A 22,982-nucleotide genomic window follows, 5' to 3' on the forward strand; every position below is an offset into this window, starting at 1 on the left:
CTCGCAGGACGCGATCGGAGATACGAGTGCGTTTATACTGGACTAATGCTGTCTTTTCGAATGACTTTTGTCATTTCGACCATCGGGAGAAATCTGGAAATTGTGAACAAAATCAATGATCCAGGTCTCGCAATTCTTTCGAGATGACATATAAGGCTTGTAGCATGTAATACCAAACCATTAACATTCAACAACCAACAATAAACAATTCAAGTCATGAGCGCCGCTACTACTTCCAATTCACCACCCAAATGGCTTGTGCTGCCGCACTATGCGTTTGCGGCGGTGGCCTTTGTGGTGCTGTGTTTGCTGCTGGTTTTCTCAACCGACGCCTTCGGTGGGCACTACTTTCACCCGAAGCTGCTCACACTCACGCACGTGGCGGCGCTGGGTTGGGCAACCATGATCATCTTCGGATCAGTCTACCAACTGCTGCCGGTGGTGCTGGAGGTGCGGCTTTACAGCGAAAAGCTCGGAACATGGGCCTTTGCGCTGCTGGCCATGGGCACAATCCTACTCACTGTTGCTTTCTGGAATTTCTGGGTGGGTACGATCATGCATATTGCGGCCTGTTTGCTCTTTGTTGCCTTTTCGCTCTTTGCCATCAATGTGGTGCAGACGACACGGCAGGTGAAAAAGTGGGGGATCGAGGCTGACTTTATGGTTACTTCGGTGGTTTGGCTCGTGGCTACTGGTTTGGTAGGCGTATTGATGGTTTTCAACTTTCAGTATCCTTTCCTGCCGCAGGACCATGTGCATTATCTGAAGTTGCATGCGCACCTGGGTATGGCGGGTTGGTTCCTGTTGCTGATCGTGGGCGTTGGTTCTAAACTGATTCCAATGTTTTTGCTGGCGCACCCCGAAGATACCAGAAGCCTGAACTGGAGCTATTACCTGATCAACGGTGGGCTGGTACTTTTTGCCATGGATCACCTGTTCCTGCATACGGGTTACAATGCCCTGTATGCGGCTATGGTAGTGGCCGGCATCGCTAGTTTTCTATATTTCCTGTACCAGGCCAAGTGCCTCGGCAAACGGCCCGATCTGGATCTGGGTATGAAACAGACCTTCGTGGCACTTGCCCTCTTGGTGCTGCCTATCGTGCTGGTATTCATCGTAACGCTTCAGTTTGGCTTGCCGCAAGGCCTGCTGTCGGCGCTATACCTGGTGTACGGGCTCTCGATCTTCTTCGGCTTCGTGTCGGCGCTGATCCTGGGGCAGACCTTCAAAACGCTGCCATTCATTGTCTGGATGCACAGCTACGAAGATTATGTCGGACGATTTAAGACGCCTATGCCCAAGGACCTGTATAGCGTGGCGCTGCTGCGCTGGCAGAACATCACCTATATTGTCGGGCTGGTGACCTTGCTGGCAGGCGTGTTGCTGGCCGAGCAAAGCGTGATCCTGTTGGGGGCAGTGCTGCTGAGTGTAGCTGCGGCGCTGTATGCCGGTAATGTATTTAAGGTGCTGCTGCACAAGGTGAAAGATTTAAAACCATTCGGATATGAAAACGCAGGAACAGGAGCTCGTCAACGAAGCGTATGAGGCGCTCAAGTACATCATCGATCCTGAGATCGGTATAAACATTGTGGACCTTGGGCTTGTATACAAGGTGACGCTCAAAGAAGAGGAGGAGAAGCTGCACATTGAGCTGACGCTCACTACGCCGGGTTGCCCGATGAGTGGAACAATCACAACGGCGGCTGAGCAAATGTTGCACAAGCGCTTTCCGAATCTGGAGATAGAAGTGGAACTGGTGTGGCTCCCGCAGTGGACACCCGAGATGATAAGTGAAGAAGGCATGCGATTACTGGGAAATACCTGATAAATTTGCAGGCTGGAGCAAGAAATTAGAAAGGACAAGGTTATGCTTTCGAAAACAACAGAATACGCCCTGCGGTCTATCGTGTACATCGCGATGGCTGACGATGAAGGAAAGCGGGTAGGTATAAAGGAAATCGCAAACGAGCTGGAACTGCCGGCTCACTTTATGGGCAAGATCCTGCAGGACATGGTGCGCAAAGGCGTCATCGCGTCTATCAAAGGTCCGCACGGTGGCTTTTTCCTGCATCGCCCGGCCAGCGAGATCAACCTGTTGGAGGTAGTGCGCATTATCGATGGGCTCGAAGCTTTCAAGAAATGTGGGATGGGCATGAAGCAATGCTCCGATAAACACCCTTGTCCGCTCCACGACGAGATCAAGGTATACCGTGACCACCTGCTGCAAGTGTTCCGCGACAAGACCATCCAGAGTCTTGTAGACGATGTGAAAACCGGAAAATATTTCATCAAAAACCAACCCGAAACCTTGCTGAACGGCCAAGCCCAAGGCATAGTTTAAAACAACCCTAAACATACAAATGACAGCGACCCTGACACAGGGTGCCTTCTCTGAAAAATTCAGAGCCATGCACCCTTTTGCCCAAACCGAAGAGATTGCCGCCCTGCAGGAGATGGTTGAAGAGATACGGGAACTGAAGCGTGAGAAGAACGCGGTGATCCTGTCTCACTTCTACATGTCGCCGGAGTTGCAGGTGTCGCACGCCGATGGCGGTATAGCCGATTTTGTGGGCGACTCGCTTGGCCTGAGCGTGGCCGCCAAAGGTGCACAGGCCGACAATATCATTTTCTGCGGTGTGAAGTTCATGGCCGAAACCGCCAAGATCCTGAATCCGGCCAAGCAAGTGCTGCTGCCCAGTTTTGAGGCAGGTTGTTCACTGGCCGAGAGCATCACTGGCGCTGATGTGCGCAAGCTCAAGGCCCAGTATCCAGGCGTACCGGTAGTGGCCTACATCAACACCTACGCCGAGACCAAGGCCGAAGCCGACATCTGCTGCACATCCCGCAATGCGCTCGACATTGCCCGCTCCTTTGACTCCGACCGACTGATCTTCTTGCCTGACCTGTTCATGGGCCGCAACCTGCAGACCCGCATCAAAGCCGAAACGGGCAAGGAACTGATCCTCTGGGAAGGCAAGTGCGAGGTGCACGAGCAGTTCACGCCCCAACGTATCAACGGACTCAAAATGATGTACCCCGAGGCGCAAGTGCTCGTGCATTGGGAAGTGCCCGACAACACAGTAGCCGACGCCCTGACCGGAGCCGGTGGGGTTGTGGGTAGCACCTCCGACATCCTCCGCTTTGTAGGCGAGAGCAAATCGCGGCAGTTCATTCTGGGCTCGGAGTGCGACCTGGGCGCGACCCTGCGCGGCATGTATCCGGAGAAGGAATTCATCGTGCCCTGCATCAAGTGTCCGCACATGAAACAGATCACGCTGCAGCGCACCCTACAGGCACTGCGGGCCATTGGCACGGAGGCGGAGCAGATGTATACCGTGGAGTTGGCAGAAGATATACGCCAAAGAGCCTTACTGCCGATAGAGCGCATGCTTGCCTTTTCATAGATAAGTCTCGGCTTAGAATAAGACTGGGCCATTCATCAAAGAAATAGTGTTCATGGGAAGAAAGTCTATTGTCCTTTGTCATTCAGTCTTTTGTCAAAATAATAAATGAAAGCGCCAGACTTTGATTTCGTGGTGTTGGGCAGTGGCATTGCGGGGCTCAGTTTTGCCTTGCAGGCCGCTGCCCATTCCTGCGTGCTGGTGCTTTGCAAGTCTTCCCTCTCCGAAACCAACACCGCCTATGCCCAGGGAGGTATAGCCGCCGTGCTCGACCCCACCGATTCCTTTGAGCAACACGTGCAGGATACGCTGGAAGCGGGTGCTGGGCTCTGCAAAGAAATGGCCGTTCGCTACATGGTGCAGGAGGCGCCTGCTGCTATTGAGTGGCTGCAAGGTATAGCCGTGCATTTCGACGAGGCGGCATCCGGCGACATAGCCCTGGGTTTGGAAGGGGGCCACAGCCATCACCGCATTGTACATGTAAAAGACCATACCGGGCGCAGTACACAACAGGCTTTGGAAGAGGCTGTGCGGCGACACCCAAACATCTCTGTGCAGGAGTTTCAGATGGGTATAGAACTGCTCACTGATACCAGTAATGCAGGCACGTTTTGCTATGGCGTGCAGGTGCTGGATCTGCATACGCAGGAGATTCGGTCTATACCTGCGCAGGCGGTGGTGCTGGCTACCGGCGGTTCGGGTCAGGTATACCAGTATACCACCAACCCAGGTATAGCCACAGGCGATGGACTTGCTATGGCGGCCAGGGCAGGAGCAGAGGTGCAGAACATGGAGTTCTTTCAGTTTCACCCGACTTCTTTATATCAGACCAATGGTGAGGTTTTCCTGATCAGCGAGGCCCTGCGTGGGGCGGGAGCGGAGCTGGTGTTGCCGGATGGCAGCCACTTTATGCACCAATACCATCCACTGGGTTCGTTGGCTCCCCGAGACGTAGTAGCCCGTGCCGTGCTCACCGAAATGCAACGCCTCAACAGCCCTTGTCTATACCTGGATGTGCGGCATCTGCCACCGGGGAAAGTGCAGCAAGAGTTTCCCTCTATTTATCATAAGTGTTCCACTATAGATATTGATGTGACAAGCCAGCTCATACCTGTGGTGCCGGCGGCGCATTACCAGTGTGGTGGCGTGAGAGCCGATCTGCACGGACGTACTTCCTTAAACAGGCTGTACGCCATTGGGGAGGCGGCTTGCACCGGGGTGCACGGGGCGAACCGCCTGGCAAGCAACTCGCTGCTGGAAGGTGTCGTGTTTGCGCAGAGTGCCGCAGAGCAGGCTGTGCGTCTGCTTGAGCAGTCGCCGTTTATACCCGCTTTCGCAATTGCTGAAAACAGCCCAGCCTACTGGTGGCCAGGAATGCAGGCTGAGGTGTTCCAATGCCGTGCACGGATGCAGAGGCTGATGTGGGAGCAGGCCGGGATTGTGCGCTCCGTTAGTGGTTTGATGCGCTGTGAAGCCCAACTGAAAGTGTTGCAGCAAAAGGTGAAGTATATTACCAGCCTGACAGGTATAAAGCAGGAGGTGCAGGAACTTCAAAATCTGCTCACTGTGGCCGAGTTGATAACGAAGGCAGCGCTCGCCAGGCGCGAAAGTGTGGGAGGGCATTTCATCGTGGAAGCGCAGACAGACCGACTTTTGAGCGAAAACAGCATGATACCACAGGTAGCCCGAAAATAGGTGTACAATCACTTTTTTGAGAATACTGCCGTAGTGCTTATATTTAGGAAATTAAACGCACTTGGAAGTACACGAAAATCCATCTAATCAGCACACAGACAATGCGTCGCGCCTGAAAGCCATCATCGAGACGGCGATCGACGGCATCATCACCATCGACGGCAGGGGCATTGTAGAGACCGTGAACCCTGCTGCCGCGCATATATTCGGCTATCAGCCCGAAGAAATTGTCGGCCAGAACGTAAGCATGCTCATGCCTGAGCCAGACCATAGTCTGCATGATAAATACCTGAACAATTATCACCGCACCGGTGTGGGGCAGATCATCGGGAAGGGGCGGGAAGTGCTCGGCAAGAAAAAAGACGGCACGGTGTTTCCTTTCCTGCTCAGCATCAGCGAGGTGAACCTGCACGACAAGCAGATCTTCACGGGTGTGATTCACGACATCACCGAACTCAAAAAAACCGAGGCCGCTTTGCGTGAAAGCGAAAGCCGCATCAACTCCATCATCCAAACCGCTGTGGACGGCATCATCACCATCGATACGCGTGGTGTCATTGAGATGATCAACCCGTCGGCATGCAGGCTTTTTGGCTATGATGAGTCGGAGGTGATAGGTCGGAAGATTAACCTGCTCATGCCCGAGCCCGACCGCAGCCTGCATGACAACTACATGCACCACTACCACGAAACCGGCGAGAAACGCATTATCGGTATAGGCCGCGAGGTGTCCGGACTCAAAAAAGACGGTACGATCTTTCCGCTATACCTGAGCATCAGTGAGGTAATACTGGCCGACCGCAAGGTATACACCGGCTTCATCCACGACATCACCCGCCAGAAGGTAACGGAGGAGCGCCTGCGCCGCTACGCTGCCGAACTGGAGCGAAGTAACCGCGAGCTGCAGGACTTTGCCTACGTGTCGTCGCACGACCTGCAGGAGCCGCTTCGCAAAATCCAGGCTTTTGGCGACCGTCTGAAGATGAAGGAATACGAGAACCTGAGCGAGCAGGGCAAGGACTACGTGGACCGTATGCTCAACGCAGCCAACCGCATGCAGAACCTGATTAACGATCTGCTCACTTTCTCCCGGGTCACTTCCAAGTCCAAACCCTTTGTAGAAACAGACCTGAACGAGATTGCCCGCGACGTGATCTCGGATCTGGAGATTGCCATTGAACGCTCCCACGCCACGGTGGAGGTGGGGCCGCTGCCCGTCATTCAGGCAGAGCCCACGCAGTTGCGCCAACTCCTGCAGAACCTGATCAGCAATGCCATCAAGTTCCGCAAAGACGACGTGGACCCGGTGGTGAAGGTATACGGCAAAGAGGTGCAGCTGAAAGCACACATGACAGCAACCCCTGGCGACGAGCTGGTGGAGCTGCACGTGGAAGACAACGGCATTGGCTTCGAAGAGAAATACCTGGACCGGATCTTTAACATCTTCCAGCGGCTGGAGGGGCAGAAATACGAGGGCTCCGGTATAGGCCTGGCCATTTGCCGCAAGATTGCGATACGGCACGGAGGCGATATTACAGCGAAAAGCAAGCCGGGAGTGGGCACGCATTTCATTGTTACTTTAGCAAAAACACATCTGAAGGAATAAAAGCCTATGAAATCGAATAGACCTATTGTGATACTGATAGCTGACGACGACGCGGAAGACCGCATGCTCATTAAGGAGGCGTTGGACGAGAACCGGCTGAGCAATGCCATTCAGTTTGTGGAGAACGGCGAGGAGCTGATGGATTACTTACACAACCGCGGAAATTTTGCAGACAAAGAGAAGTACCAGACACCGGGACTTATTCTGCTCGACCTCAACATGCCCAAAAAAGATGGGCGAGAGGCGCTGAAAGAGATCAAAGCCGACGAACACCTGCGCGTACTGCCGGTGGTGGTGCTGACTACCTCCAAAGCCGAAGAGGATATCCTCCGCACCTACGATCTGGGTGTAAGTTCCTTCATTACTAAACCAGTTACTTTTACAGCACTGGTAGACGTGATGAAAACCCTGAGCAAGTACTGGTTCGAAATAGTAGAACTGCCCAAACCCTAGTAAGTTTAGGAGTTGGGGAGTTTGAGAGTTTAGGAAATATGAATTTTCAGTATTGAGTTAATGAAAGAATGAGACTCAGTCACTTAGTTAAGTCAATTCAACATTCTAAAGCTGTTACCCTACTCTTAACCTCCTAAACTCTCAAACTCCCAAACTCTCTAACTCCCAAACTCAAAATATGCCTGACAGAATCAGAGTTTTGCTGGTGGATGATGATGAAGATGACTTCATCATTGCGCGGGATATTATGGACGATATACCCGGGCGCAACTATGTGCTGGAGTGGGCGCCGTCTTTCAACGAGGCAATTGACATTATCCGCGAGCAGCGCCACCACGTATACCTGGTCGATTTCAGGCTGGGTGCCCATGATGGGCTCGAGCTGATTACGCAGGCGGTGAACGAAGGCATAGCCGCTCCGTTCATTTTGCTCACTGGCCAAAGCGACCGCGAAACCGACGAAAAGGCCATGCGGGCCGGGGCGCAGGATTACCTGGTGAAGGGTACTTTTAACCCGTACGACCTGGAGCGCTCGATCCGATACAGCATTGAACACGCGAAGAGTCTGGCCGAGATCCAGAAACTGAACACGGAACTGGAGCAGCGGGTAGAAGACCGCACGCAGGAACTGGCCGCCGCCATTCAGAATCTGGAGAAAGCGAACCGGACCCTCAAAAAAGCACAGACCGAGATATACAAAGCACTGCAAAAGGAGAAAGAGCTGCACGAACTCAAATCACGGTTCGTGACCATCGCCTCACACGAGTTCCGGACGCCGCTCAGCACCGTGCTGTCGTCGGCATCGCTTATAACCAAGTATAAAACCGCCGAAGACGACGAAAAGCGCCTCAAGCATGTGGGGCGTATCAAGTCAGCGGTGCATAACCTCACCAACATCCTCAACGACTTTCTGTCTATCAGCAGGATGGAGGAGGGGAAAATACACAACGTACCGACTACTTTCGATCTGCAGAGCTTCTCTTCTGAGGTAGTAGACGAAATGCAGGGTTACCTGAAAGAAAAGCAGCGCATTGACTACCACCATGAGGGCGATCAGCAGACAGTATACCTGGACAAGCAACTGTTGCGCAACGTGATCATCAACCTGCTCTCCAACGGCAGCAAATACTCCGGGGAGGAGAGTACGATCTGGTTCAAGACTTTCGTAACAGGCAATGTCGTGACGCTGGAGGTACGCGACGAGGGCATTGGTATACCTGATGAGGACAAGACGCACCTGTTCACCCCGTTTTTCAGAGCGCAGAACGTCACCAACATACAGGGGACAGGGCTGGGGCTTAACATTGTAAAAAAATACGTAGAGATAATGGGTGGCGAGCTACGCTATGAAAGCCAGCTGGGCCACGGCACCACATTCACCATCACTTTGCCATATACCGCACAGATATGAAAAAGATATTGCTGATTGAAGACAACCAGGAGATCCGGGAAAACACCGCCGAGATTCTGTCATTGGCCAACTACCAGGTGCTGGAGGCACCAAATGGCAAGCTGGGTGTGGACCTGGCCAAAAAAGAGCACCCCGACCTGATCATTTGCGACATCATGATGCCGCAGCTCGACGGCTATGGCGTGCTGCACATGCTTAGCAAGTATCCGGAAACAGCCAGCATCCCCTTCGTGTTTCTAACCGCCAAGTCGGAGAAGGATGACTTCCGGAAAGGCATGAACCTGGGAGCCGACGACTACCTGACCAAGCCATTTGACGATGTGGAGTTGCTCGATGTGGTGGAGATGCGGCTGAAGAAAAACGAGATCATGAAGGCGGAGTTCCAGCGCAATGTGCAGGGGCTCGATAACTTTATACAGGAGGCAAAAGGTTACGAGGAACTTAACAAACTGATCTCTGAGAACCGCCGCGTTACGATATTCCGCAAAAAGCAGCACTTGTTCTCGGAAGGAAATTACCCGAGCAACCTGTACTTCCTGAACAAGGGTAAGATCAAAACCTACAAATCGAACGAAGAAGGGCGCGAGTACATCACCTGCCTCTACAAAGACGGCGACTTTATCGGTTACCTCGATTTGCTGGAAGAAAAGGCCTACCGTGAGTCGGCGATGGCGCTGGAGGACTCTGAGGTATACATCATTCCGCGTGAGGACTTCTATACCTTGCTTTACCAAAACCGCGACGTGGCCGGCAAGTTCATCAAGATACTCTCCGACAACCTGGCCGACCGGGAAGATCGCCTGCTGAAACTGGCCTACAATTCGGTGCGCAAACGAGTAGCCGAGGCGCTTCTATTTGTAGAGAAACAGTACAAAGAAGACCCGAACTACAAGTCAGAGGTTTCAATTACCCGCGAGGACCTGGCCAGCATCGTAGGCGCCTCCAAAGAGACCGTGATCCGGACCCTGGCCGACTTCAAGGACGAAAACCTGATCGACACCCGCGGCAGCAAGATCACGATCCTGAACTCGCAGAAGTTGGAACGGATGAGGAATTAAGGGTGACAATTCTCCTACACGAAAGTGACATAAGTCATACTTTCCAATCCCGGGTTTTAAGAAATTTGCATTGTATCTGAGAGAAAGACATGCAAAATCAGTTTAAAGCCCTGACATTATCTTACAAGCAAGCACCCATTGCTGTGCGCGAAGCCGTATCGCTGAACGAGATCGGATGTCGCAACCTGCTGGATAAGATTCGCGAATTCACCGATGCGCAGGATGTGATGGTGCTTTCAACCTGCAACCGCACCGAGGTATACTATTCAGCTGCGCAAGACCTTTCCCGGGCCATCATCAAATTGATCGCCATTGAGAAAGGCTTTATCGCAACCAAAGAGATCTCGACTTATTTCCAGAACATCACCGAGCACCAGCAGGCCGTGCAGCACCTGTTTTATGTGTCGCTGGGGCTGGAGTCGCAGGTGGTGGGCGACATGCAGATACTTAACCAGGTGAAGAAAGCCTACCAGTGGGCGGCCGATGCCGATATGGCCGGACCGTTTCTGCACAGGCTGATGCACACCATTTTTTATACCAACAAGCAGGTGTTTAACCAGACGGCCTTTTTTGACGGAGCTGCTTCGGTTTCTTACGCCACTGTAGAGCTGGTAGAGGAATTGACCAGAGGGATGGCCGATCCGCGCGTGCTGATGATTGGGGTAGGGGAGATCGGAGCCAATGTGTGCGATAACTTCGGCAAGTCGAAGATCAGCAACGTGACCATTGCGAACCGCACGCACCTTAAGGCGCTCGAGTTGGCGCAGAAGACCAATGCCCGCGCTATTTACTGGGAGAACGTGTGGGAAGAAATGGCGAAAGCCGATGTGGTGATTTCGTCTGTACCGGGCGACTGTTTTTTTATAGGCAAAGCAGAGGTAGAGCAAATGGGCACAAACGCACCTCAATTCTTTGTGGACCTCTCCATGCCGCGCAGCATTGATGCTGAAATCGAAAGCCTGTCAAACGCCAAGGTATACAACGTAGACAACATCCGGAACCGTGCCACCGAGGCACTGACCATGCGCATGGCCGCTATACCGCAGGTAAAAGAGATCATAGCCGAAGCCATGATTGAATTTAATGCCTGGACCCGCGAAATGGCGATGTCGCCTGCTTTGCAGCAGTTTAAGAGCCGTTTGGAGGAGATTCGTCAGCAGGAACTGGCCCGCTACACCAAAAAGCTGGGCGATGACCAGCGGGAACTTGTTGAGGCCATTACCAAAAACATCCTCAACAAGATCGTGAAACTGCCTGCTCTGGAGCTGAAAGCAGCCTGCCAACGCGGTGAGTCTGAGGCATTGCTCGAAGGACTGAGTGCGCTGTTCAATCTCGAAAAGCAGGAAGCATAAGCTATACCTGATAAGCTCTAAAATTCTTAGATTACCACATCAGAAGTTTATGAAACTCTCCACTAAAGGAGAGTTTTTTGTTTTAGTCTCACTCGAATCAGCACTAATAATACTTGATCGGAATTGAAAACACTTTCAGGATATCCGGCACTCTGATGCGTGCCTCACGCTGGTCTTTCAGTATGTTCTGTCCGTACCGGAAATTGGCCTCTGCATCCATGGCTGGCATTTTGGTGATCGATTTGTAAACTACGGGTGGAGGTATAACAGGTAGCTTGTCCTTAGGCTCCTCGGGAAGTTTGGTGCGCAGCACGGCCTGCCGCAGGTCATATTCCGTTGCCCAGGGCATCACCTCCACCATAGGCAGCTTGTTTTCTTTTCTCTTGATCACAATCTTTCGCGCCAGGTAGTTTTCTGTCGTCTCCAAAGGCACGATCAGGTATAGCTTTTCGTAACCCAGTGTACCGAATACGACCGTGTCACCAACCACAACAGGCATCGAAAAGTAGCCACTTTTGCGCGTGTGCGTTCCCCGTGTCGTGCCAGGAACATACACGGCAACTCCCTCCAACGCAGTCAGGCTATCGCTGGCAAATACCATCCCCGAAAACTGAATGACTTTTTTGTCGATTGACTGAGTGTGCTGCGCCTGCGCTTCCGAACAGGTAAATAGAGCCAACAGGCCGATCGCAGCGAAGAAGAACAAAGTTTGTTTCATGCAGGGCAGCTGTGGTGGTTATTGCCTCACGGTGACATAAGCAGCTATCCTGCCGCCGATCTCCCGCTTCCAATCTCCCAGGCTGACTTTTCTGGAGTAGACACTTCCACCCAGAGCCGCTCCATAAATAAAAATATACTTCTCGTGGTTGCTATGTTCGGGCAGGTACTCTATACCCAGGTAGAAGTTCTCGTCCATTACTAAATCGTATTGTTCCAGCGGCACTGTCACCCAGCCCTGCGTGAGCGGCAGCCGCTTGATGATGCTTTTCTCGACAAGCCGCTCGCCTGGCATACCTGCCACATCGCGGTACAGGTTGATGCGGAACGTAGCCGAGTCGAGTTTAATGCTGCGCAGGTATACAGTGGCCGATGCAAGCTCCGAAGGTTTGCCATCTAAATTGATATACCTGGCCAATTCGGATATGTCGTCTGATTGTGTGGTTTCAGCTGAGCCGTAGAGGAAGGGGTTGCGCGACGTAGTACCGATTTTCTTGGTCTTGAGCGCCTTGCTGTTGATGACGATTTCGCGCAGCGCGGTTGTCTTTTCCTGGAGTTCAAAAGTGCTGTTATTACCCGAGAGGATTGCCGAAACAGGCACAGCAAGTTCGCTATACCCGATCGCTGAGAAAGCAAGGGTGTCGAGCAGGTTTTCTTCCTTCAGACTAAGCGTGAAACTACCGTCTGGCCGTGTGGCCGTGCCGATGTTTTTCTTTTTGATGCCGATATTGGCATAAGGCAAAGCCTCCTGCTGTGCTGCAGATACAACGGTACCTTTTATGCTGAAGGTCTGGCTGAAAGAAACAGTTGTAATAAAAAGGAAGAGAAGCGTAGTAAGCAGTAGGGGTAATTTGTCTTTAGGCATAGCTTGAATCTTAAAGGTGAGTCGCCTATACCGTGTTTAGGTATAGCGGGTATCAGGAAGATTCAATTTCTGTAACATAGGTTGCAAGCGCTGTCGTGATTTTTGCAAGCGCTCATACAGCAATTGAGTTTTGCTGCTAGGTACTAGTACCTTATCAGACTAGCGGGCTGATCAACCTAGAAGAACTCTTTTGGGTATACCACTTCACCGCTTATACCTGCCAGACCATTTTCTACCAGCTCCACAGCCATGGCGTTTGCATCGGGTACTTCGAAAGGAAAGCGTATGCCAAATGTAGAAGCAGGTTTGTAGCCGGAGCGAGGATAATATTGTTCGTGCCCCACTAAAATAACGGAGGTATAGCCTAAGTCTTTGGCAACAAGGTGCGCTTGCTCCATGAGCATGGCTCCAATCCCTTGCCGATGGTAGGTAGGCAGCACCGCTACTGGCGCCAGCGACAGCGATTCAAACTCCTGCTGGTGGTTCTTGATTTTCAGCTTCGTCAGCAAGATGTAACCGACTATTTTCCCCTGGTCGACGGCCACCAGTGAAAGCTCAGGTATAAACGCATTGGACTTTCGGAGCCGTTCTACCAGAAACTGCTCGGTGTGGTCGCTTATCACCAGATCCCGGAACGCCTGCTCCACCAGCGCAAACACAGCAGGATAATCGGCGGGTTGTTCTTGTCTGATCTGGATGGGCATGCCGTTTAATTTATCTTCTTTAGACTCAGTTCAGCCCAGCTCCACCCAGCACCGTCAACTGCTGGCCTTTGTCAGGTCGGCCGGCCAGCAGCGGCATGGCTTGTGCGATCAGTTCCTTCACACCGGGTGCCTGCAGGGAGTTGTCATGGTCTTCCTTGCTGTCCCATACCTCGGTTACCCATACATCGTCCGGAGCTGTGTCTTCCTGGCTGATCAGGTATAGCCGACACCCTTTTGCTGTTGAAACCATCTTGGAAGCTTCTAATAGAAGCTGGGCGAGTGCAGGGCCGTTGCCTGTAGTTGCCTGTAGTTTTCCGTGTAGGCCGTACTTTTTCATACTGTTGGAAGTGCAAAGGTTTCTGCCCTGTAAGCAAGGCATAATGTCACAATATAAGGAATATTTAATGCAATTGGCGCCGCATTCATTCAGGATATTGGGTTACTGTGGGCAATGGAAGGAGGATGTATCTAATTTATACCTTTAAAAGCATGGCAAAACTAGAAAAGCTGTTTAATTTAAATGCTGTATACCGAAAACCCTGCCATGATGAAAACACTTCTGCCCGCCGTGCATAAACTGGCCTTATACCTGGGTTTGGCCACAGGTATAGTCCTTGCATCGTGTGCGGGTAGCGGACAGGGGGGAAGCAAGCAAATGAATATGATCGAAAAAGTACTCGCCTCCAGACCCGGGCAGTTTAGAGCCATACTCGACAAGCCGGAACAGTACCGTGTGCAAATCCTCTATACCCAGATCGACCGCGACGAGCAGAACCAGCCGCACTTCACTTCTTATACCTACCGTGTTAATCCGGAGGAGTACTTTTACCCAGCCAGCACCGTAAAACTGCCGGGAGCCTTAGCAGCACTGGAGAAGCTAAACGAACTAGGTATAGACGGGCTTGATAAGTATACGCCTTTACAGGTTGACAGCGCCTACAGTGGCCAGAACCCGGTGCGGGGCGACAGCACCTCTGCCGACGGGCAGGCTAGCATTGCGCACTATATCAAGAAACTGTTTTTGGTGAGTGACAACGATGCCTACAACCGCTTGTATGAGTTCGTGGGGCAGCAAGCTCTGAATCAAACGCTGCACAAGAAAGGCTTCAGGGAGGTACAGCTTGTGCACCGGCTCAGCCTTTTTCTGAATCCAGATGAGAACCGCCACACAAATCCGTTCCGGTTTTACAAAAATGGCCAGGTAATTTATGAGCAGCCCTTGATCATTAACCCGACGCCTTTCACGCAGATAAAATTTGATGGTATGCTCGGCAAAGGGCACGTGGTGGGCGACCAGTTGGTAAATGGCCCGATGGATTTCACGGCTAAAAACTACATTTCGCTGGAAGCGCTGCAAGAAATACTCAAAACTGTGCTTTTTCCGGAGGCAGTGCCTGCTCAGCAGCGCTTCAACCTAACCGAAGCCGACTATACCTTTCTCTACAAATACATGAGCATGCTGCCCCGCGAAAGCGACTATCCGGCCTACGACCCAAAAGAGTACCCGGATGGCTATGTGAAGTTTCTGATGTACGGGAATTCGAAAGACCGCATACCTGACAATATCCGCATCTTCAACAAGATCGGCAATGCATATGGCTTCCTGATCGACAACGCCTACATCGTGGACTTCGACAAGCAGGTAGAGTTCCTGCTCTCGGCGGTTATTCTGGTGAATGAGGACGGCATTTTCAACGATGGCAAGTATGAGTACGAAACCATAGGCTATCCGTTTATGCAGCAACTTGGCCGCGCCTTCTACGAGCATGAACTGAAACGCAAAAAGCAACACCTCCCCAACCTCGACAAATTCAGGCTGACCTACTAGTTATATACCTGCTCCAACGCTTTGCTAAGGCATGTTGCGGATAGGAACCGCATATTAGCCGGAAGTAAAAAAAGCAGCAGCCGACCCACCCCGATCAGCTGCTGCTTCCATTACTACCAAAGTCAGAAAATTTAATTTACTCTTAAACTCTCAAACTCTCTAATTCTTAAACTCTACTGATCCCACCACAAACGCTCTGACAATACAGGCGAGTCCGGTGTGTTCGGGTTCTTGCTTGTTTCTCCCTGCGGGTAAGCGATCCTGCGGATAAAGGTGCTCAGGTCGGCATTGGCAGGTAGCTCGAAACTGGCGTACTGGTAATCGTAGCGACGTGCGTCGGTCCAGGCTTCTGCGTTCAGGTAGGTAACCACATACTTCTCCTTGAAGATCAGGTCAAGGGTCAGGTTGGCCGCGCCTACACCCACAGCGGGGTTACTCAGGTAGGCATCGCGCTCACCGGCCGGTACCCCTACCTTGTTCATGTGCGCTGTTATGCCTGCTATGTAAGCATCATATGCCCGTTGGCGATTGCCAGCCCTGAAAGCGGCTTCGGCCTCCACAAACTTCATCTCGGCATACGAGGCTATGGTGATGGGGGCCAGGTCTCCGGTCAGAGGGGAGTTGCGTGAGATGTATACTTCGTCGCGTATGGTGTTGTTGGCCGGCCCCACATTGCCTACACCATTGGGAGTGCCCACAAACGTACCGGCCACAGTAGGGTCAGTAATGCGTGTTAGCCTTGGGTCTACTACACCGTAGGTAGATCCGTTCAGGTGGTTCACGAGCTGCTCCGACAACCAGCCGCCCAGCACAAGAGAGGTGTTGCTGCGCGCTACGGCAGCCCAAGGGTTGATGTCAACAAACACAGCCATTTGTGCGTCGTCGGCATTAGACTGGTAAGAATTCTCAACGGCGCTCAGCACCGCAGCCGGGTTGTAGGAAGGTAGTTTACTAACCTTGTTGAGCAGTCGCGCCTTGAAGGCGTTGGCCGTCCGGATCCACTTCGTTTTATCACCTCCATGGATCAGGTCATCGGCTTTGCTCAGTGTCACACGCGAGTCTGTTTTATTCAACTCAGCTATACCTTCATCCAGCAGTTGCAGGGCCTCTGCGTACAGGTCCTGCGACGAGTCAAAGCGGGGTGTCAGGGTGCTGTTGTTGAAAGCCTCAGAGTAGGGGCCATCTCCCCAGTGGTCGATCACCAGGTTAAGGTGGTAGGCCATCAGGATGTTGGCAACACCCACGTAGTCGGAGGCGCCTTCCTCCACTCCGCGCTGCTTCATGTCGTAAATGTCGGCCATGGCCAGGTAGATCGCGTCCCAGGAGCCGGTCAGGTCCACTACCTGGTAGGTGTCGGTGGCATTGCCTGCCACGGGGCTGGCCAGGTACTGCACATAAAAGGAAGTAGTGGCTGCCACACGCTGGCTGTTGAGCCCGGTTTTGTGGGTGGCTGTGGAGAGCATGGCATTGAGCGGCGGGCTCGACACCAGGTTCGGGTTGTCGTGCAGGTCAAAGTAATCCTCACAACTCTGTAGTCCAAGCGAAACCCCTGCCAGGAGAAACGCTAAGGTATAGCGATATAGCTTTTTCATGATTTTCGTAGGGTTTAGAATCCGACATTGAGCGTAAACAGATAGCTTCTGACAGCAGGATAGGTGAAGCCGGCAAAGCCGTCGACGTTGCTGCCGCTTGGGGTGGCGCTGTTCTCAGGGTCAAAACCCGAAAAGTCCGTCCACAGGATCAGGTTGTTGCCCGTAAGCCCCACCGAGCTGTTTCGGATGAAAGTTTTCTCAAACCAGCTGTTGGGCAGGGTATAGCTCAGTGTAAGCGAGCGCAGGCGCACCCAGGAGGCATCTTCCACAAAGTTCTCGGACACCCCTCTGTGGAAGCGGCGGTAAAATCCGTCTCCGTAGCCTACGCCGTCCGGTCCGATTCCCTGGCCCAGCCACACCTGTTTCGTGTTCGGGGTTCCGTCAGCCAGCACGCCCTCAAATACCTTGAACTCGTTGCGGTTCTCAGTATACTCAGCTATACCGAAGGCAGAGAAAAAGTTGCCCATCTGGTTATACCTTTCGTGACCCACGCGGGCATCAAACAAGCTGGTCAGGCTCAGATTTTTGTAGGTAAAGGTATTGGTCAGACCGCCGATCCAGTCTGGTTGTGAGTTGCCCAGAATCTTCTGACTGGTAAGCGGGGCGCGTACTGGAAAACCATTCTCACCGATCACGATTGGCCGGTCTGTGTCAATGAACAGCGGATCAGGCTCCTCGCCGGGCCCATAGTAGCGCTGCCAGTGTGAGCCGTAGATGTTGCCAAACGGCTGGCCGGGTATAAGTTTCATGGTAACGGTGGAGCCCACGTAGCCAAACTGCGAGGCGTACGGTATTTCGGTGAGGCCTTCGCGAATGCTCAGGATCTTGTTGCGGTTTGCGGAGAAGATCAGTTTCGTGTCCCAGGTAAAGCTCTCGGTGCGGACAGGCGTTGCGTTCAGCACCAGCTCCACGCCCCTGTTGCGCATTTTGCCGGAGTTCACAGCAGCCCGCACATAGCCAGTCGAGGAAGCCACGTCGATGTTGATGATCAGGTCTTTGCTAAGGGAGTGGTAATAGGTGAAATCAAATCCCAGTCGGTTGTCCAGGAACGCCATCTCCAGGCCTGCCTCAAATGTGTTTGTAAACTCCGGCTTGAGCGCTTCGTTACCCAGCAGCGCTGCTCTTGTAAAACCAGTGTATCCGGTTGGCAGGCTGTTGTAAGGTGCAAAACCAGAGGAGGTAGCGTACTCAGAGGCGTCCTTGCCTATACCTGCATACGACAGGCGCAACTTGCTTTGGTTGATGACGGACGGCAACTGGAGATGATCCGAGAAGACATAACTTAAGCTCACTGATGGGTAAAAGAACGAGTTGTTCGGTTTGCGCAGGGTGGAGGTGATGTCGTTACGGCCGGTCAGGGTCAGGAAGAGGAAGTTGCCGTAGTCCACGGAGGCCTCCCCAAATATACCCATCAGGCGGTAGTCTGACTGCGTTTGGGTGGAGCGAAGCAAGCGGGCGTTGCGCAGGTCAAAGTAGTCATACACAGTCAGGTTATCGCCCTCCACGCCAAAACCTTTTACCCTTCTGTCGTACAGTTCGTGGCCCAGGCGGAACGTGGCGTTGAAGTTCTCGCCGAACTTGGTGTTGGCGGTGGCCAGGAACGAGGAGTTGATGGTGCGGAACTTGGTGGTATACTCATACACAAATCCCTGTTCGTTGTCCTCATATACGCGCTCATCGGCAATTCCCCTTGGGCCGGGCGCTGTGCGGGTGCGGTCATCGGTGTAATTGTCCAGCCCGACACGGTAGCTCAGATCAAGCCAGCTGACCGGGCTATACCCTACATGGAAACTGCCGATGAAGCGGTTCACATCATCCTCCATGCGGTTGGTAGCGGCGCCGTACAGCGGGTTGTCGTTGCCGTAGCTTTGCATGGTGCCATCGGGTTTGCGGAAATCCTTCACATCCCAGCGCGGCGACCAATAGCTCAGACTTTCGTTGAAGCGGTCGGCGTTGTAGCGGAAGCCCCCTGAGTTGATGTAGTTAAAGTTAGCGCCTGAGCGAACCTTGTCACTGATCTTGAAATCGGTGTTGAGGCGGGCGGAGAAGTTTTCGTAATTCGTGAAGGGTAGTACCCCTTCGTGCCGGAAGTGGGAGAGCGATGACAGGAAGGTAATGGCCTCGGTGCCCCCCGAAAAAGAAAGGCTGTTGCGGTACTGGTGGCCCATCTCATAGGCATCCTTAAAATGATTGTACAGTTTCTCGGGATGGGTAGGGTCCAGGCGGCGGGCTTCCTCCACGGTCGGTCCCCACGAAGGCCAGAAACTGTTTCGGTCATACACGCCGGAATAGCCCTGGGTATAGGTGTCCTGCATATCCGGGAATTTATTCACTTCCTCTATACCTACGGTGCCGGTATAATTGACGCGCAAGCTGCCCTGCTGACCGCTTTTGGTCGTGATCACGACTACACCGTTGGCGCCTCGTAAGCCGTACAGCGCAGTAGCCGCGCCCCCCTTCAGCACGTTGATGCTCTCGATATCGTCAGGGTTCAGGTCGGTCAGGCGGTTACTCATACCGCGCAGGTCGGCGCTTTGCCCAAACGTAGAGGTGCTGTTGTCCATGATCACGCCGTCGATCACGAAAAGCGGTTCGTTGCTTTTGTTCACGTCGATGGAGTTGATGCCCCTTATCTGGATTTTGGTGCCCTGACCCGGCGCGCCGCCGGTGCTCGAGATAGTGGCGCCCGCCACTTTGCCCTGCATGGCGTTCAACACGTTCGGCTGCCGGTGCTCGGTCAGTTCTTTGGCCTGCACCCCTTGTGCCGCGTAGCCCAGGGCCTTCTTTTCGCGGGTAATACCCAGCGCCGTTACCATTACCTCGCCAAGTTCCTGTGCGTCTGTTGCCAGGTTTACGTTGATGGTAGACTGGCTTCCCACTGTTACCTCCCTTGTCTGGTAGCCCAGGAAGCGGAAAACAAGAACAGCGTTGTTGTCGGGCACCTGAATTTGGTAGTTGCCTTCTGCGTCGGTGGACACGCCGGTGGTAGTGCCCTTCAGGGCCACACTAACGCCAGGCATCCCCTCGCCAGTGTCGGAGGCGGTCACGCGCCCGCTGACTTGCCGCTGCTGTGCCCAGGCACCTGAGGAGCCCAGCACAAATAGCATGAATAAAATGAGTGTAAAGGTGTTTTTCATAATGATCCTGTTTAGTGCATTATAAAATTTATAGAAAGTGAAATTTACATTCAAATATTCAGCATGTCGGGTAGTCTGAGTCAGGAGGCAGCTCGTGTGCTCTTGAGCAGTTCGTAATGTCCTCTTCGGTGTTTGCCTGCAGGTGTTCTGTAAGCAAGCCGCTACTTTACTACATGAACCAGCTAAAGCAGGTTTGTCTGGACACTATAGGGCTAAGTATGGAAAAGTTGTCTTGTATACGACGAATACATAAAAAAGGCAATATTAGATGCTGTTAAATGCAAGTTTGAAACAAAATCCGATGAAATTAGGCAGTCAGAAGGGATAATTATCGGTCTAAAGGGGTTAACTAATGCCAAATAAATATTTGTTAAGTGCTAAATTAAGCATAGCTATCATCACTTCCGGGTATAAAGATTGCCGCGCAGCTGTATAGCACTGCAGGGAGAAATGTGGTTTTTTTAGTTTAGGAAGGAAGCAGGATTGATCCGTTGTTATAACATGGTTTTGGATGCATTGCTTCGTTTGATGAGGAAAGCGCAACCTGATGTGTTAGCCTTAGCACAAGCCGTTTTCTTGGGCAAAAATCGGCACTATAAATACTGGGCCGGCAGGTATAGCAAAAGCCTGATTTCAGGAGTAAGAGGTCTTTTATGCGAAGTTTACGTATAGAAACGCATGGAGATCATTATCATTCTATCGGTTTTAGCCCTCTACGCTGTTGGTTACTTTGTGTATTACATGTATGGCAGGGATAGAAAGAACAAGCGGAAGAGAAAATTTTATGACCACCTGTGGCCCTAAAACAGAACAGGCTGCCCATTCATTGGGCAGCCTGTTTTGTATATCGACTAAGGTATAAGGCCGCTTAGGCGTGCACTTTCTTTTGCAGGGCAGCGATCTGGTCATTCAGTTCTGCCACCAGGTTCATCTCCGTTTGCAGCTCACGCTTGATCTTGATCTCCCGCTCGCGGGCATTTTTCTTGAAGTCGGCGAATTCACGGTCGATGTCGTCAAACTCTTTCTTTTTCTGGTCTGTCACCTTCTTGCTGCTCTTGAACTGGGTATAAACAACACCCAGTGCGATGAGCAGGAGGGCGATGATGGCAGTGTTGATGATCACGTAAATCTGCTTGTGGATCGGGATACCCAGCACATGCAGGTTGTTCACAGCATCTTCGCTCTGCTGCACAGCCGCTTCTTTTTGGGCGTTGTCCAGCTTCAGTGCTTCAATCTCTTTCTCCTGCTCCGCGATACGTGCCTGAGCGGTTTCCAGGTCCTCGCGGGTAGCGTTCAGGTCTTTAATTTGCTTTTGCTCCACTTCCTTGATCGTGGCCTGCACACTTTGCCAGAATGAGTTAAGCAAACCCACGTTCACCACTTTATACTCTCTGTTGCCTTCCATATAGGAGTTGGACTTGCTCTTGAGGTCGTTAAACTGCCCTGTTAGCGCAGTAGCAGACTTGTTCTCATTTTTAGCTGTTTCCTGTGCCTGCACTGCTGGTGCCGCTATGGTCAGCCCAATCAATAAGGAAAGAAAGAATGCTTTCATGTTTTTTGTAATAATGGTAAAAGTTGAATTGCGGTAAATATAAAAATAATATTTTTTTGAGAAAGTCGAATAGCCGATTTTATGCTGTAAATCCAAAAACCTTTTTACACTAACTTCAAAAGTTTATTTTTTATTGCCAGCCAGACCCGAAAAGATAGGTTCTGGTGTGCGGCCAATGCCGCACCCTCCGCGCATTTGCATGCAGGGGTAACACCAATAAGATGGTTAAAGTTCTGATTGCTAGGGATGAAGCAGTTATAGACCACTCTTCAATACTGAGAGAAGCGGGTGATATAGTCAGTTTTCTGCGTCCACAAGGGGCTTTTTGAAAAGGAGCCTCATGCTTTCAGCGCACAACGGATTAATGAAAAGGGCAGGCACCTGAAAGGGACGGAAACGAGTTAGCAGATTTTAAGGCATATACCCGGCAAAGGGTTAGAGGGGCTGTTCTGCCTCGGGTCGGCGGGGCTGCCAGGGGAAGCGGCCTTCCAGTTCTACCTGCAGCGACAGGCTCAGGAAGGTACGAATCAGCACGATTAAACCCAGGGTGAGCACACGCTCCATGGTAGCCTCCGTCACTACCGTCGCGATGATGTCGGCAGCGACCAGTATCTCAAGGCCGAGCAGGATCGCTTTGCCGAGCTCGTGGCGGAGCATCTTATATGAGCGGCGTGTGTTGGGGCGCAGCGGAAAAACAAAATGGAAAAGCGCAATGGTCGACCCGATCGCAATGATCAGGACGCCAATCGCTTCTATGGCACTTGCAATGTATTCAATGTAGAGTTTGAAATCCTGCATGGGCAGTCTGGGGAGTTTGAGTTTACTTTTTAGCGTTCTCCGGGTACCAATTGCGCAGGCGCACCTCAATGTTCTGATTACCCTCGTTCACTTTGCGCTTGAAGGCCTCCACATCACTCAGTCCATCCTGACCCCGGTAGTGGTACGGGTATACGATTGCTGGTTTAAACTCGAGCACTGCAGAAGCCGCCTGGTCGATGTCCATGGTATAGGGCAGGTTCATGCAGACGAAGGCCACATCGATGTCACGCAGGGCGCGCATCTCCGGTATGTCTTCTGTGTCGCCCGAGAGGTATACGGTTTTGTCGGCGAATTGCAGCAAGTAGCCATTGCCACGGCCTTTGGTATGGCGGGAATCCTCTGTTTCAGGCAGGTTATACATCGGTATGGCGGATATGTCGATCCCTAGCTGTTCGGTTTTTTGTCCATTATGGAGCACCACTATCCGGTTTTTGTAGCTGGCCGGTAGCTGCTCGGCTACCGCCTGTGGCACCACTAAGGTTGCTTTGTCTGTTTTGAGTGCCTCCAGCGTTTTCAGGTCCAGGTGGTCGCCATGAATGTCGGTTATCAGGATCAGGTCGGGGGGCGCTATACCTTTAAATGCTGCTGCACCGCCGTAAGGGTCTACGTAAATGGTTTTGCCGCCCCATGTAAGTGCGACGGTGCCATGCAGCACCGGCTGAATGGTAATAGGACCTTTGGCAGTCTCAATGCGATCGGTGTTGTTTTTTTGCTGGGCCTGGGCTGTGAATAGCAGGAGCAAACCTGCCAGCATCAGAAAGAATTTTAACTTCATCGGTTTAATGTTAATGT

Annotated in this window: 20 protein-coding genes; 11 read left to right on the forward strand and 9 right to left on the reverse strand. The window is 52.2% G+C overall.

Annotated features, from left to right (window positions below; all coding sequences use genetic code 11):
- The first annotated feature begins 216 nt into the window (after positions 1–216).
- From BD749_RS17240 to hemA, 10 genes are all read left to right on the forward strand, one after another.
- On the forward strand, positions 217–1,545 hold the full coding sequence (locus BD749_RS17240) for a heme-copper oxidase family protein (protein WP_101446809.1): 1,329 nt from the start codon (positions 217–219) through the stop codon (positions 1,543–1,545).
- Positions 1,505–1,825: a metal-sulfur cluster assembly factor gene (locus tag BD749_RS17245; RefSeq protein ID WP_101446811.1), complete on the forward strand. Its 321-nt coding sequence runs from the start codon at positions 1,505–1,507 to the stop codon at positions 1,823–1,825. Before BD749_RS17240 ends, BD749_RS17245 begins: the two co-directional genes overlap by 41 nt.
- A 42-nt stretch (positions 1,826–1,867) precedes the next feature.
- The gene (locus BD749_RS17250) at positions 1,868–2,341 is read left to right on the forward strand and encodes an RrF2 family transcriptional regulator (protein ID WP_101446813.1); all 474 of its coding nucleotides are present in this window, start codon (positions 1,868–1,870) and stop codon (positions 2,339–2,341) included.
- 19 nt (positions 2,342–2,360) lie between these two features.
- Positions 2,361–3,404 (forward strand): quinolinate synthase NadA, encoded by a 1,044-nt coding sequence (nadA, locus tag BD749_RS17255; protein ID WP_101446815.1) that lies wholly within the window; start codon positions 2,361–2,363, stop codon positions 3,402–3,404.
- A 105-nt stretch (positions 3,405–3,509) separates the two neighbouring features.
- Positions 3,510–5,096 (forward strand): L-aspartate oxidase, encoded by a 1,587-nt coding sequence (gene nadB / locus BD749_RS17260; protein WP_101446817.1) that lies wholly within the window; start codon positions 3,510–3,512, stop codon positions 5,094–5,096.
- Between the two features lie 61 nt (positions 5,097–5,157).
- Positions 5,158–6,702, forward strand: coding sequence for a sensor histidine kinase (locus BD749_RS17265; protein ID WP_101446819.1), 1,545 nt, complete (start codon positions 5,158–5,160; stop codon positions 6,700–6,702).
- Positions 6,703–6,708: 6 nt separating this feature from the next.
- Entirely contained in the window at positions 6,709–7,155 is a 447-nt protein-coding gene (locus tag BD749_RS17270; RefSeq protein ID WP_101446821.1) for a response regulator, read from the forward strand.
- 178 nt (positions 7,156–7,333) lie between these two features.
- The gene (locus BD749_RS17275) at positions 7,334–8,566 is read left to right on the forward strand and encodes a hybrid sensor histidine kinase/response regulator (protein WP_101446823.1); all 1,233 of its coding nucleotides are present in this window, start codon (positions 7,334–7,336) and stop codon (positions 8,564–8,566) included.
- A complete protein-coding gene (locus tag BD749_RS17280) occupies positions 8,563–9,624 on the forward strand; it encodes a response regulator (RefSeq protein ID WP_101446825.1) in 1,062 nt (353 codons plus the stop codon). Before BD749_RS17275 ends, BD749_RS17280 begins: the two co-directional genes overlap by 4 nt.
- Positions 9,625–9,713: 89 nt before the next feature.
- Positions 9,714–10,976 carry a glutamyl-tRNA reductase gene (gene hemA, locus BD749_RS17285; protein WP_101446827.1) on the forward strand — a complete coding sequence of 421 codons (1,263 nt, stop codon included), beginning with the start codon at positions 9,714–9,716 and terminating at the stop codon, positions 10,974–10,976.
- Positions 10,977–11,079: 103 nt separating this feature from the next.
- Here the strand turns inward: hemA and BD749_RS17290 are convergent, their stop codons facing one another.
- From BD749_RS17290 to BD749_RS17305, 4 genes are all read right to left on the reverse strand, one after another.
- On the reverse strand, positions 11,080–11,694 hold the full coding sequence (locus tag BD749_RS17290; RefSeq protein ID WP_101446829.1) for a carboxypeptidase-like regulatory domain-containing protein: 615 nt from the start codon (positions 11,692–11,694) through the stop codon (positions 11,080–11,082).
- Positions 11,695–11,712: 18 nt separating this feature from the next.
- Positions 11,713–12,558: a carboxypeptidase-like regulatory domain-containing protein gene (locus BD749_RS17295; RefSeq protein ID WP_101446831.1), complete on the reverse strand. Its 846-nt coding sequence runs from the start codon at positions 12,556–12,558 to the stop codon at positions 11,713–11,715.
- A 176-nt stretch (positions 12,559–12,734) separates the two neighbouring features.
- Positions 12,735–13,262, reverse strand: coding sequence for a GNAT family N-acetyltransferase (locus tag BD749_RS17300; protein WP_180336448.1), 528 nt, complete (start codon positions 13,260–13,262; stop codon positions 12,735–12,737).
- 25 nt (positions 13,263–13,287) lie between these two features.
- On the reverse strand, positions 13,288–13,599 hold the full coding sequence (locus tag BD749_RS17305) for a putative quinol monooxygenase (protein WP_101446833.1): 312 nt from the start codon (positions 13,597–13,599) through the stop codon (positions 13,288–13,290).
- A 207-nt stretch (positions 13,600–13,806) separates the two neighbouring features.
- On the opposite strand from BD749_RS17305, the gene BD749_RS17310 reads away from it, so the two are divergent.
- Positions 13,807–15,090, forward strand: a complete 1,284-nt coding sequence (locus tag BD749_RS17310; RefSeq protein ID WP_245869394.1) for a serine hydrolase — start codon at positions 13,807–13,809, stop codon at positions 15,088–15,090.
- A gap of 173 nt (positions 15,091–15,263) precedes the next feature.
- Here BD749_RS17310 and BD749_RS17315 read toward each other — a convergent pair whose 3' ends face one another.
- The 5 genes from BD749_RS17315 to BD749_RS17335 form a co-directional block, all read right to left on the reverse strand.
- On the reverse strand, positions 15,264–16,682 hold the full coding sequence (locus tag BD749_RS17315) for a SusD/RagB family nutrient-binding outer membrane lipoprotein (protein ID WP_101446835.1): 1,419 nt from the start codon (positions 16,680–16,682) through the stop codon (positions 15,264–15,266).
- A 14-nt stretch (positions 16,683–16,696) separates the two neighbouring features.
- Positions 16,697–19,819 (reverse strand): SusC/RagA family TonB-linked outer membrane protein, encoded by a 3,123-nt coding sequence (locus BD749_RS17320; RefSeq protein WP_101446837.1) that lies wholly within the window; start codon positions 19,817–19,819, stop codon positions 16,697–16,699.
- Positions 19,820–20,687: 868 nt separating this feature from the next.
- A complete protein-coding gene (locus BD749_RS17325) occupies positions 20,688–21,371 on the reverse strand; it encodes a hypothetical protein (protein WP_180336449.1) in 684 nt (227 codons plus the stop codon).
- Between the two features lie 435 nt (positions 21,372–21,806).
- Positions 21,807–22,169 carry a DUF1622 domain-containing protein gene (locus tag BD749_RS17330; RefSeq protein WP_101446839.1) on the reverse strand — a complete coding sequence of 121 codons (363 nt, stop codon included), beginning with the start codon at positions 22,167–22,169 and terminating at the stop codon, positions 21,807–21,809.
- A gap of 22 nt (positions 22,170–22,191) precedes the next feature.
- Positions 22,192–22,965 (reverse strand): MBL fold metallo-hydrolase, encoded by a 774-nt coding sequence (locus tag BD749_RS17335; RefSeq protein ID WP_101446841.1) that lies wholly within the window; start codon positions 22,963–22,965, stop codon positions 22,192–22,194.
- Positions 22,966–22,982 lie beyond the last annotated feature (17 nt).

This window comes from Pontibacter ramchanderi (assembly GCF_002846395.1).
In the GTDB taxonomy this organism is placed as follows: Bacteria; Bacteroidota; Bacteroidia; order Cytophagales; family Hymenobacteraceae; genus Pontibacter; species Pontibacter ramchanderi.